This window comes from Polyangium mundeleinium (genome assembly GCF_028369105.1).
GTDB lineage: Bacteria > Myxococcota_A > Polyangia > Polyangiales > Polyangiaceae > Polyangium > Polyangium mundeleinium.
Map to the genome: position 1 here is coordinate 9,555,827 of NZ_JAQNDO010000001.1, position 12,627 is coordinate 9,568,453.

Annotated in this window: 7 protein-coding genes; 5 read left to right on the top strand and 2 right to left on the bottom strand. The window is 69.6% G+C overall.

All coding sequences use genetic code 11. From position 1 onward, the window contains the following. Positions 1-12 precede the first annotated feature (12 nt). Positions 13-2,730 carry a hypothetical protein gene (locus POL67_RS37705; RefSeq protein ID WP_271925489.1) on the bottom strand — a complete coding sequence of 906 codons (2,718 nt, stop codon included), beginning with the start codon at positions 2,728-2,730 and terminating at the stop codon, positions 13-15. Between the two features lie 257 nt (positions 2,731-2,987). On the opposite strand from POL67_RS37705, the gene POL67_RS37710 reads away from it, so the two are divergent. Then, complete coding sequence (locus POL67_RS37710; RefSeq protein ID WP_373372381.1) at positions 2,988-4,058, top strand: methyltransferase; 1,071 nt, start codon at positions 2,988-2,990, stop codon at positions 4,056-4,058. A gap of 57 nt (positions 4,059-4,115) precedes the next feature. Here POL67_RS37710 and POL67_RS37715 read toward each other — a convergent pair whose 3' ends face one another. After that, the gene (locus POL67_RS37715; RefSeq protein WP_271925491.1) at positions 4,116-8,885 is read right to left on the bottom strand and encodes a MopE-related protein; all 4,770 of its coding nucleotides are present in this window, start codon (positions 8,883-8,885) and stop codon (positions 4,116-4,118) included. A 182-nt stretch (positions 8,886-9,067) separates the two neighbouring features. Here POL67_RS37715 and POL67_RS37720 point away from each other — a divergent pair, with 182 nt between their 5' ends. The 4 genes from POL67_RS37720 to POL67_RS37735 are packed head-to-tail and all read left to right on the top strand — an operon-like array spanning position 9,068 to position 12,585. Then, positions 9,068-9,673, top strand: coding sequence for an OmpH/Skp family outer membrane protein (locus POL67_RS37720; RefSeq protein WP_271925492.1), 606 nt, complete (start codon positions 9,068-9,070; stop codon positions 9,671-9,673). Between the two features lie 25 nt (positions 9,674-9,698). Next, positions 9,699-10,694 (top strand): hypothetical protein, encoded by a 996-nt coding sequence (locus POL67_RS37725; protein WP_271925493.1) that lies wholly within the window; start codon positions 9,699-9,701, stop codon positions 10,692-10,694. Next, positions 10,691-11,161: a 3-hydroxyacyl-ACP dehydratase FabZ gene (gene fabZ, locus POL67_RS53210; RefSeq protein WP_308789570.1), complete on the top strand. Its 471-nt coding sequence runs from the start codon at positions 10,691-10,693 to the stop codon at positions 11,159-11,161. The genes POL67_RS37725 and fabZ overlap by 4 nt, the downstream gene beginning before the upstream one ends. Continuing rightward, positions 11,158-12,585 carry a DNA methyltransferase family protein gene (locus tag POL67_RS37735; protein WP_271925494.1) on the top strand — a complete coding sequence of 476 codons (1,428 nt, stop codon included), beginning with the start codon at positions 11,158-11,160 and terminating at the stop codon, positions 12,583-12,585. Before fabZ ends, POL67_RS37735 begins: the two co-directional genes overlap by 4 nt. The last annotated feature ends 42 nt before the right edge of the window (positions 12,586-12,627 follow it).

The following is a 12,627-nucleotide window of genomic DNA, read 5'->3' on the forward strand; positions in this document are numbered from 1 at the left end:
GCTCAGGTCGAGCTAACGACGCTTCCTGCGCATCACGAGCGCCCCCATCGCCGCGAGCGCGACGAGCGCCGCATGACCGCTCTCGCCGCCGCGACCAGCCGCGCAAATCAAGCCGTGGCCCGTGAGGACGGTCCCCTCCGGCGACGGCACGTCGTCGGACTTGTCATTCGGGTCCCGCTCGTCCGGATCCACGACGCCGTCCTTGTCCGTGTCCTCCTCGCCGTCGCTCACGCCGCCGCCGTCGGTGTCCGCGTCCAGCGGATCCGTCGTCGTCGCGCCGCCGTCGCCGTCGGGCGTGCAATGGCCGGCGCCTGCATTCGTCCCCGCCGCCGAGCAATCCTTGCCGAGCTCCGTCCCATCGAAGAGGCCATCCCCATCGCTGTCCGGATCCAGGGCATTGATGAGCCCATCGCCGTCGGTATCGAGGTCGGGGCTCGGCTCCTCGCCGTCGAGCGCGCCGTCATCGTCGCTGTCGCCGTCGTTCGGATCGGTCCCGATCGTCGCCTCTTCGTCGTCCGTCAGGCCGTCGTCGTCGTCGTCGGGATCGCCGTCGTCGTCGCCGCCGTGGCCCTTCGTCGGATCGGTCTCGCCAGGGTCGACCACGCCGTCCTTGTCCGTGTCCTCGTCGCCGTCGGAGAGCCCGCCGCCGTCGGTATCGGCATCCACGGGCGACGTCGTCGTCGCGCCCATGTCGCCGTCGGGCACGCAGTTGTTCGCCGCGGGGTCCGTCGCCGCGTTCGAACAATCCTTGCCCATCTCCGTGCCGTCCTTCAGCCCGTCGCCGTCGCTGTCCGGATCGAGCACGTTCTTGAGGCCGTCGCCGTCGGTGTCGCCGGCCGGGTTTGCCTCCTCGCCGTCGGGCACGCCGTCGTCGTCGCTGTCGGCGTCGTTCGGGTTGCTGCCGAGGGTTCCTTCGAGACCGTCGCTCAACCCGTCGCCGTCGCTGTCCGGGTTCATCGCATCGTCGTCGCCGTGGCCCGTCGTCGGGTCGGTCTCGCCCGCATCGACCATGCCGTCGAGGTCCGTGTCCTCGGAGCCGTCGCTCACCCCGCCATGATCCGTATCCGCGACGATCGGCCACGTCGTCGTCGCGCCCATGTCGCCGTCGGGCACGCAGTTGCCGGCCGCGGGGTTCGTCCCCGCGTTCGAGCAATCCTTGCCGGCCTCGGTGCCGTCGGCGAGGCCGTCGTTGTCGCTGTCCGGATCGAGCGGATTGAGGAGACCATCGCCGTCCGAATCGAGCGTCGGGTTCGGCTCCTCTCCGTCGAGCAGGCCGTCGTCATCGCTGTCGGCGTCGTTCGGATCCGTCCCGATGCCCGTCTCGAACCCGTCGCTCAGCCCGTCGCCGTCCGTATCCGTGTTCCCCCCATCGTCCGCGCCGTTGCCGCTCGTCGGGTTCGTCTCGCCGGCGTCGACCGCGCCGTCGCGGTCCTTGTCCTCCGCGCCGTCGGACACGCCGCCGTCGTCCGTGTCGGCGTCGATCGGGTTCGTCTTCGTCGTGCCCATGTCGCCGTCGGGCACGCAATGGCCCGCCGCGGGATCGACCCCCGGCGCATTGCATGCATTGCCGACCTCGGTGCCGTCGAAGAGGCCGTCGTTGTCGCTGTCCGGATCGAGCGCATTGATGAGCCCGTCGCCGTCCGAATCCACGAACGCGGCCGGCTCCTCGCCATCGGGGATGCCGTCGTCGTCCGTGTCGGCGTCGTTCGGATCGGTGCCAACGGCGACTTCCTGGCCGTCGGGGATGCCGTCGCCGTCGGTGTCGGGGCAGCCGTTGTCGACCGTGCCATCGCAATCGTTGTCGAGGCCGTCGCCGCAGGCCTCCGTCCCCGGTTCGCCCTGGACCGCGTTGCAGACCGGCTCGTTCTCCGCGTTGCAGAGGAAGATGCCCGTCACGAGGCACGCGCCCACGCCCGCGGAACACGCCTCCCCAGCGCCCATGCAATTTTGCGGAATGCAGCCCCCGGCGCCGCAGCTCACCGGATCGCTGAGCAGATCGGGCAGGTTCTCCGGGCCCGTGAAATCATGCGAGAGAAACGAGCCGTTCGCGGCCGTGCCGCAGGCGAGGCGCAGCGGCTGCTCGAGGCTCACGCCCGCGGCGATGAGCGCGTTCCGCTCGACGGCCCAGTCGATGAAGAAATCCTCGGTCGGCGTCATCGGCGCGAGCGGGAAGTTCGACCCCGCAGACACCTCGCGCGCGTACCCGAAGCCCTCCGCGCCCATCACCAGCGGACCGAGATACGTATTGAGCAACATCTCCGGCGGATCGCCCGGATCGTTCGGCGTCTGCTGCGTCGTATTGGCCCAGAGCCGCACCTCGTCCGGGTTCGAGACGCCGTTGACGAGCGTGCTGTACTCGTAATCGCTCGGATCGTCGTCCGTATCGATCACGCACCCCCAGCCGAACGACAAAAAGTTCGTCGCATTTTGCAGGACCGACTCGTCGATCCGCATCCGGAAGTAATAATGGGTCGCGTCGCTGTACACGTAGGCGAGCGGGAATTGCTCATTGCCGACGATGTCGCGCGCGCCGGCGGTATCGCCTTCGGGATCGCCGAGCGGCGCCGTCGTGCCCGTCATCGGATCCGTGCGCGTAAGCGCGACCCACGACGCATCGGACGGGAACGTCTGCGCGCGCGCCGTGGCGGGCACGGAGAGCCCCAGGAAGCCCACGACGAGAGCGACACCGCTCACCATCCGTTTGTGCCCCAATTTACCGCTCGATTTCATGTGTTCTCCCTCGGACAGGGGTTCGTGGCTATCGTCAGGGACACATATCACAACCCCTGAACCGAACGAGAACGTGAAATGCGCCGGCTTCTTGCGCGTGCACTGCCTGGTTACCACCTCGAAATGAGGACAAGACCCCGCAATTGAGGGCAACGGTCCTCACCCACACCGCGACGACACGCGCCTCGACGTAAAGTTATCGTGGGACTTTTCCTCCGTCCCGGGCATGATGCGGCTCCCCCGCGGAGGTGAAGGTGGTGCTACACAAACGCTTCGGTCACGACAAAACCGGCCTGGAAACTCGCTTTGACGCCCAACGGATCGCCTTCGCGCCGATCGTGTTCCAGGCCACGCGCCTCTTGCGATCGACAGGTTTGCTCGAAGCCGTCGAGGACCGCGGGGCCGAGGGGATGACGGCGGCCGAGGCAGCCACGAAGACGGGCCTTTCGATCTACGCCGCGACCGTCCTGCTCGAATGCGGGCTCTCGGCGGATCTCGTGGCCTATGACAACGGAAAATTCGTCATCACCACGCTCGGCGCCTTCATCCGCCGCGACGAGATGACGGCCGTGAACATGGAGTTCGTCCACGAGGTCTGTTACCTCGGCATGCACAAGCTGGAGGACGCGCTGAGGCTCGGTGAGCCCGCGGGGCTGCGCGTCTTCGGCGAATGGAAGACGGTCTACGAGGCGCTCGCGCACCTGCCCGAGAACGCCAAAAGCGCCTGGCTGCGCTTCGACCATTTCTACTCGGACGCAGCATTCCCCGCAGCGAGCCGGATCGTGCTCGAACGGCAGCCGCAAACCATGCTCGATATCGGCTGCAATACCGGCAAATGGGCATCCCTTTGCCTCGCGCGGTCGCCCGAGCTCTGCGCCACGCTGGTCGACCTTCCCGGCCAGCTCGAAATGGCCATGCAGAACCTGCGCGAAAAAGGCCTCGGCGACCGCGCCGTGCCCTGCCCCGTGGACGTGCTCGATCCCCACGCCGAGCTGCCCTCGGGCTTCGACGCGGTCTGGATGAGCCAATTTCTCGTTTGTTTCTCGGAGGACGAGGTGAGGACCATCCTGCGCCGCGCCAGGCGCGCGCTGCGCCCCGGGGGGCGGCTCTGGATCCTCGATACGTTCTGGGACACGCAGCGCTTCGACGCGGCCGCCTATTGCCTGATCAACACATCGCCCTATTTCACGGCGATCGCGAACGGCAACAGCCGGATGTACCGCGCCGAAGACATCCTCGCGCTCGCCCGCGAGGAGGGGCTCGAGCTCCAGACGACGCACGAACGGCTGGGGATTTACCACTCGCTCCTGGAGCTCGCCCCAGGCTGAAAAACGCCCTCCCCCCCGCCCCCTCTAAAAAAGAAGAGGGGACGGGGTGAGGCCCGGTCAAGCGGCGCGCCGCTTCCGGCGCACGGCGAGCGCGCCCACCGCCATGAGGGCGAGGGCCACGCCGCCCGGCGTGCCTTCGGTTTGCCCCGTGGTGCAGGCGCAGCCGCCGCCCGCCAGGCGCACCGCGTCGTCCTCCGACACGCATTGCCCAGGCGCGGTGTTCGTCGACGTGCACACCTCGCCCGTCGGACAACCGTTGCCACCTTCGCCGCGGCAGCCCTCCGTGCACGAGCCCTCGACGCAGATCTGACCACTGTTCGCGCCGCCGCACTCGTCGTCCGTCGCGCAGGGCTTCGGCTCCACGATGTCGTCCGACGGATCGAGCGGGTTCGTCTCGCCTGCGTCCACGACGCCGTCCTTGTCCTTGTCCTCCAGACCGTCGCTCACGCCGCCGTCGTCCGTGTCGGCGTCGAGCGGATCGGTCTTCGTCGCGCCCTTGTCGCCGTCGGGGATGCAGTTGCCGGCCATCGGGTTCGTCCCTGGCCCCGAGCAATCGAAGCCGAGCTCGGTCCCGTCGAAGAGCCCGTCGTTGTCGCTGTCCGGATCGAGCCCGTTGATGAGCCCGTCGCCGTCCGTGTCGACCCCGACGTCGAGCTCCGCGCCGTCCGACGCGCCGTCGTCATCCGAGTCGGCGTCGAACGGATCCGTGCCGATCTGCATCTCCTCGGCATCCGTCAGCCCGTCGCCGTCCGAGTCGAGCTTCGTCGCGTCGTCGCTCCCGTCGTTCGGATCGATCTCACCTGGATCGACCACGCCGTTGCCGTTCGTGTCCTCGTCGCCGTCGGACACGCCGCCCTTGTCCGTGTCCGGATCGAGCGGCGACGTCGTCGTCGCGCCCATGTCGGCGTCCGCGATGCAGGTGCCCGCGGCCGTATCCGTGGCCGGCGAGCTGCAATCCTTGCCCATCTCGGTCCCGTCAAAGAGCCCGTCGTCGTCGCTGTCCGGATCGAGCGCGTTGATCGTGCCGTCGCCGTCCGTGTCGACGGTCGGGTTTGGCTCCTGCCCGTCGATCACGCCGTCGTCGTCGCTGTCCGCGTCGAGCGGATCGGTGCCGATCGTGTCCTCGAGCTCGTCCGAGAGCCCGTCGCCGTCCGTGTCCGTCACGCCCACGTCGTCGGCGCCGTTGCCGGCCGTCGGGTTCGTCTCGCCCGGATCGATCTTGCCGTCGAGGTTGTAGTCCTCCGAGCCGTCACTCACGGTCCCGTCGTCCGTGTCCCAGTCGAGCGGATCCGTCGTCGTGAGCCCTGCGTCCGCGTCGGCCACGCAATGACCTGCTGCGATGTTCGTTGCCGGATCCGTGCAATCGAGGCCGAGCTCCGTGCCGTCGAAGAGCCCGTCGTTGTCGCTGTCCGGATCGAGCGCGTTGATGAGCCCGTCGCCGTCCGTGTCCGCGCCGAAGCTCGGCTCGTCGCCGTCGCGCACGCCGTCGTCGTCCGTGTCCGCGTCGTTCGGATCGGTCCCGAGCACCTCCTCGTCGACGTCGAAGATCCCGTCGCCGTCCGTGTCCGGCGGATCGTCGGCGCCGTGGCCTGCGGTCGGGTCCGTCTCGCCGGGGTCGATGACACCGTCCTTGTCCTTGTCCTCGGCCCCGTCGCTCGCGCCGCCGTCGTCCGTGTCCCAGTCGAGCGGATCGGTCTTCGTCGCGCCGTTATCGCCGTCGGGGATGCATTTCCCTGCGGACGGGTCGGTGTCCGGGTTGCTGCAGCCCTTGCCCATCTCCAGCCCGTCCGGCAGCCCGTCGTTGTCGCTGTCCGGATCGAGCGCGTTGATGAGCCCGTCGCCGTCCGTGTCCTCGCCGAGGTTCGGCTCCTCCCCGTCGGGGACGCCGTCGTCGTCCGAGTCGGCGTCGAACGGATCGGTGCCGAGCATCAGCTCCACCTTGTCGAGCAGGCCGTCGCCGTCGCTGTCGAGCGGATCGTCCTCGCCGTTGCCCTTCGTCGGGTTCGTCTCGCCCGGATCGATCGCGCCGTCCTTGTTCTTGTCCTCGTCGCCGTCGCTCACGCCGCCGTCGTCGCTGTCCGGATCGACCATCGAGGTGCGCGTCGCGCCCATGTCGGCGTCGGCGCGGCACGCGTTTGCTGCGGGGTTCGTTGACGGGTGCGAGCAATCGTTGCCGACCTCGGTCCCGTCGAAGAGCCCGTCGCCGTCGCTGTCCGAGTCGCGGACGTTGATCTTGCCGTCGCCGTCCGTGTCGTCCGACGGGTTCGACTCGTCGCCGTCGAGCACGCCGTCGTCGTCGCTGTCGGCGTCGTTCGGGTTCGAGCCGAGGAACGCCTCGAGCTGGTTCGTCAGCCCGTCGCCGTCGTTGTCCAGGTTCGAGGGCTGGTTGTCGTCCGGCGCGTTGCCCTCGGTCGGATCCGTCTCGTTGATGTCGATCCGACCGTTCAGGTTGCGATCCTCGGCCCCGTCTCTCACGCCGCCGCTGTCGGTGTCCCGATCGACCGGTGAGGTCGTCAGGGTCCCGTTGTCGGCGTCGGGCCGGCAGTTCTGCGCGGCCGGGTTCGTCGCGGGGTGCGAGCAGTTCTTCCCGGACTCCGTGCCGTCGAAGAGCGCGTCGTCGTCGCTGTCCGGATCGAGCGTGTTCACGAGCCCGTCGCCGTCCGTGTCGTCGGCGGGGTTCGGCTCGTCGCCGTCGAGCAGGCCGTCGTCGTCGCTGTCGGCGTCGTTCGGGTTCGTGCCGATCGTCTCTTCGAGCCCGTCGCTCAGCCCGTCGCCGTCCGTATCCTTCGTCTGCGCGTCGTCCGCGCCGTGGCCCGCCGTGGGGTCGGTCTCGTTCGGGTCGACGACGCCGTCGAGGTCCACGTCCTCCGACCCGTCCATCACCCCGCCGTTGTCCGAATCCGCGTCGAGCGGGTCCGTCGTCGTGAGCCCGGCGTCCCCGTCGGGCCTGCAATGGCCGGCGGCCACGTCCGTGCCGGGCCCGCTGCAATCCTTGCCGAGCTCGGTGCCGTCGTAGAGCCCGTCGTCGTCGCTGTCGGGGTCGAGCCCGTTGATGAGCCCGTCACCGTCCGTATCGTCGCCGACGCTCGGCTCGTCGCCGTCGGACAGGCCGTCGTCGTCGCTGTCGGCGTCCGCCGGGTCGGTCCCGATCTGCTGCTCGATCGCGTCGATCAGCCCGTCGCCGTCCGTGTCGGGGCAGCCGTTGTCGAGCGCGCCGTTGCAATCCTCGTCGATCGCATTGCCGCAGACCTCATCGGTCGGCGTCCCGGCGACGGCGTTGCACGCCGCGTCGCCCTGCGGGGTGCACACGATCGAGCCCTCGACCGCGCAGGCGCCGATGCCCTCGACGCACAACGCGCCGAGGTTGAGCCCCTCGTCCTCCTGGCCGTCGCAATCGTCGTCCGCGAAGTTGCACGTCTCGGGCTGCTCGCCCGGCAGGACGGCCGGCACGCAGGCCACGCTGCCCGACGCGCAGGCCGTGATCCCCACGCTGCAAACGCCATCGAAGCCGGTCACGCAAGGCAACCCGCCGCCCGGATCGCCGTCGTCGGCGAAGCCGTTGCAATCGTCGTCGAGCCCGTTGCACGTCTCGGTTCCCGGCGTGCCCGGCGTCGCGTTGCAGGTCGCGCCGCCTTGCCCGTCGCAGACCCTGACGCCCGAGGCCGCGCAGACGCCGAGCCCCACGTTGCAGCTCATCCCGAGCTGGAACCCTTCGTCCGTCTGGCCGTCGCAATCGTCGTCGAGCGTGTTGCACGTCTCGGGGGTCGAGCCCGGCGCCACGTTCGGCGTGCACTGGACCACGCCGGAGAGACAATTCTCCGTGCCCGCGCTGCACACGCCGGCGAAGCCCGTCACGCAGGCGGCGCCGCCTTCGGGGTTTCCGTCATCGACCACGCCGTTGCAGTCGTCGTCGATCGCGTTGCACGTCTCCTCCGAGGGTTCGCCCGAGAACGCGTCGCACACGGCCACGCCCGCCGCGGTGCAGTAGTACGATCCCGTCACCGCGCAGCCGCCGATCCCGGCGGAGCAGGGCTTTCCGTAGTCGGCGCACGTCTGCGGGATGCAGCCCGATCCGCCGCAGAAGAACGGATCACTGAGCAGGGCCGTGAGGTTCGGGGCGTCCGTGAAATCGGTCGTCAACGTGGAGGCGCTCGCCCCGGTTCCACACGCGAAACGGAGCGGCGTCGCGTCTCCGACCCCCGCGGCCTGGAGCAGCGATTTCTCGACGGCCCAGTCGACGAAGAAATCAGCGTCCGGCGCCGCGATCGGGAACACGGTGGTCGCCGCGACCTGCCGCGCATATCCGTAGCCCGGCTGCCCGACCTGCAGCGGGCCGAGGTAGGCCTTCACCATCACCTCGGGCGTGTCGGACGGCGAGCCCGCCGTTTGCTGGGTCGTGTTCACATAAAAGCGCACGGCGTCCGGCGACGAGATGCCGTCGACGATCGCGCTGAACTCGAAGTTCGTGGCGTCGGCGTTCGCGTCGATCACGCACCCGAAGCTCGAAATGTTGTCGAAGTTCGTCGACGTGACGAGAGCCGTCGCGTTGACGCGCAGGCGGAAGTAGAGGTGCGTGCCGTCGGCGTGCACGTACGCCACGGGGTTCGCCGCGTTCCCCACGATGTCGCGCGGGCCGGTCGCATCCCCGGAGACGTCGCCGATCGGCACGTGCAGGCCCGAGCCGGCGTCGAGGCGCGTGAGCGGCGCCCACGTCGCGGCGGCGGGGAAGGTTTGCGCGGTCGCGGCCGCGGAGAGCGTGGTGGCAGCGAGCCCGAACAGCAGCGCGATGCTGCGCCCCCGGCGCCTGCGAGAGTCAAACATTCGCATGAGGTCCTCGTACGGTTCTCCGACATAACCGCGGTGACAAACACGACGCAAGGGCGATGCCGCGCACCCTTCCCGCTTTTCTCCGCGCGCCTCGTCGTGGGCCGGCTCCGCTTCCGGCGATCACGGCGTGCGGCGTGCTTGACCGCCTCACCGTGCGCAGGTAAGCGAGCTTCATCGCCTTCATGCTACTGCGTCGCCTTCCCCGCCTCCACGCGGCTCTCGCCGCCACCATGCTCTCCGCGCTCATCGCCCTCGCCCCTGGCTCTGCCTCGGCCGAGAACAAGATCGCGGTCGTCGACGTCCAGCAGGCCGTCATGCAGACCGAGGACGGCATCCGCGCCCAGGGCACGCTGAAGAAGCTCTTCGACAAGCGCCAGAAAGAGCTCGACGCGAAGCAAGAGGAGCTCCAGCGCGCACGCGAGGACATCGAGCGCCAGGCCCGCGTGCTCTCGCGCGAGGCCCTCGCCCGCCGCATGGAGGACTGGCAGCGCCGCATGGTCGAGCTCCAGACGAGCTTCGTCGACTACAACAAAGAGCTCCAGAAGAAGCAGGGCGACCTGACGGGCCCCATCCTCCGCAAGATGATGGGCATCATCACGCGCCTCGCGAAGAAGAACGGCTACGAGCTCATCCTCGACCGCTCCGCGACGCCCTACGCGCGGCCGGATCTCGACCTCACCGAGCAGGTCGTGCAGATGTACAACTCCGGCGGCGACGGCGGCGGCGGCGACGCCCCGGCCGAGGGCGGCGGCGACAAACCGTCGGGAGGCGGCGACGAAAAGAAGTAGCGCCGGCGCCGTCCTCCCCGCGCCCGTGCCTCTTCGCGAGCTCGCAGCGACGCTCGGGGGCACGCTCGATCCGGGCCTCGAGGACGCCGTCGTGTCCCGCATCGCTCCGGTCGACGCAGACGCCTCCGAAGGCGCGACGACCCTCGCGCCGCTTCTTTCGCGCCGGTATCTCGAAGCCGCGCGCGCGAGCGACGCGTTTCTCCTCGTCGATGGATCACTCGCCTCGCTCGTGCCCGCGGGCAAACGCTGGCTCCACCCGCACGCCGCCTACGCGCTCGCCTGCGTGCTCGAACGGGTGCCCCAGCCCGCGCCCACGGACGCGCGCGCGCTCGCGCGGATCGATCCCTTCGCGAACGTCGATCCCACCGCGATCATCGGCCCCTTCGCCGTCGTGTATGCAGGCGCCGAGATCGGCCCGCACTGCCGCATCGAGCCCCACGTCGTCGTGTACGGCGGCGTCTCGCTCGGCGCGCGTGTCGTCGTCGGCGCCTCGTCGGTCCTCGGTCGCCCTGGCTTCGGCTGGGCCGCATCGCCCGCGGGCGGCGTCGTGCGCGTGCCGCAGCTCGGCGGCGTGATCGTCGAGGACGACGTCGAGATCGGCCCGCTCTGCACCATCGACGCCGGCACGCTCGGACCGACCGTGATCGGCCGCGGCGCCAAGCTCGACGCGCACGTGCACGTCGGCCACAACGCCTCCGTCGGCGCGGGCGCGCTCGTCGCGGCGCAATCGGGCTTCGCTGGCTCGTCGCGCATCGGCGCGGGCGCGCTCGTCGGCGGGCAGGTGGGCGTCGCCGATCATTGCGACGTCGGCGCCGGGGCGCGGCTCGCCGCGAAAGCAGGCGTCATCGGCGACGTGCCTGCGGGCGCCGTGTTCGGCGGGTATCCCGCGGTGGACAAGGCGCGGTGGCTCCGCGCGACGGCGCGCCAGCTGGGGTTCGGGGCGAAGGGCGCCGAAGGCGACCCGAAGCCCCGAGTGTCGACCGAAGAGCCGGGGCGCAAACGGAAGGGACGGTCCGGGTGACCGAAGGGGCGAACGTAAAACTCCCGATCGAGGTGCGTGAGATCCTCACGATCCTGCCGCATCGGTATCCGATGGTGATGGTCGATCGCGTGACGGAGCTCGTGCCGGGCGAGCGCATCGCGGGGCACAAGTGCGTCGCGTACAACGAGCCCTGGTTCCAGGGCCATTTCCCCGCGCACCCGATCATGCCCGGCGTCCTGATCGTCGAATCCATGGTGCAGATCGGCGGCCTGCTCGCGCATGCGTCCGACCCCGCGCCGGGGCCCAAGCCCAAGGTCGTGCTCTTCCTGGGCATCGACAAGGCGCGCTTCCGCAGACCCGTCGTGCCGGGCGACAGGCTCGATCTCTCGGCCACGGCCTTGCAGCGGCGGGGCCCGGTGTGGAAGCTCCGGGGCGAGGCGCGCGTCGACGGCAACCTCTGCGCCGAGGCGGAGATGCTCGCGCAGGTCGCGGACGCCTCGGCGTGACAGCGCCCTTGCGGCCCTCGCGCGTCGAGCGTGGGGACTGGCAGACGCCCCTCGATCTCGCGCGGCAGGTCTCCCGCCTCGCCGCGCGGCTCGGGGCGCGCCCGTCCTCGATCCTGGAGCCCACGTGCGGCAAAGGCGCGTTCCTCACAGCGGCTGCCGAGGTCTTTCCGGACATCCCCGCCCGCGGATTCGACATCGACCCTGGCCACGTCGAGACGGCGCGCCTCGCGCTCGCGGGCTCCCCGGTCGACGTGCGCCTCGGCGATTGCTTCGAGGTCGCGTGGGAGGACGTGCTCGCGGCGATGCCGGATCCGGTGCTCGTGCTGGGCAATCCGCCGTGGGTCACGAGCGCCGATCTCGGCGCGCTCGGCTCGCGGAACTTGCCGCCGAAATCGAACTTCAAGCGGTTCCGGGGCCTCGACGCGCGAACGGGCAAGAGCAATTTCGACGTCTCGGAGTGGATCCTCCTGCGCCTGCTCGCGGCGCTCCGCGGCCGTGATTTCCGCATGGTCGTGCTCTGCAAGAGCAACGTCGCGCGGCGGGTGATGGAGCACGTCACCCACGAGGGGGTTCGGGTCTCGGGCGCGACGTACCGGATCGACGCGCGTGGCGCATTCGACGTGGCGACGGCGGCCGTGGTGATGACGCTCGCGACGGATCCGCCGGGAGGCCCCCCGGCGCGCGGCTGGGCGGTCTTCGATTCACTCGACGCCGAAATTCCGCGGCGGACGATGGGCGTGCACGGCGGGCGCATTTACAGCGATATCGATCGACTCGAACGCACGCAGGGCCTCGAAGGCCAATGCACGCCGGCCTGGCGCTCGGGGCTCAAGCACGACTGCGCGCCGGTGATGGAGCTCGAAGCGAAGGACGGCGCGCTCGTCAATGGTCTCGGCGAGCGGGTCGACATCGAGGCGTCCGTGGTCTTTCCACTGCTCAAGGGCTCGGACGTGGCGAATGGGCGGCGCCCGGGGAGGCGCTTCGTGCTCGTGACGCAACGCGCGCTCGGCGAAGAGACGCGGACCTTGCGGGATCAGGCGCCGCGGGCATGGGCCTACCTCGTCCGGCACGAGGAAAAGTTCGACGTCCGGAAGAGCTCCATTTATCGCGACAAGCCCCCCTTCTCGGTCTTCGGAATCGGGCCGTACACGTTCGCGCCGTACAAGGTCGCGATTTGCGGCCTCTACAAGAAATTCTCCTTCTCGCTGGTCGAGCCGCACGAGGGGCGCCCGGTGGTGCTCGACGACACGTGTTATTTCCTGCCATTCGAGACCCGCGAGGAGGCCGAGGCGGCCCTCCGGGCCTTGCAGAGCGAGGCGGCGCGGGCCTTCTTCGAGGCGCGTGTCTTCTGGGAGGACAAGCGTCCCATCGGAAAGGGCCTCTTGCAGTCGATCTCGCTCGAAGCGCTCGTGCGCTCCGGCTGAAAATCGCCGTCGCTCCGCCGACGTCACCCCACGCCGCACGCC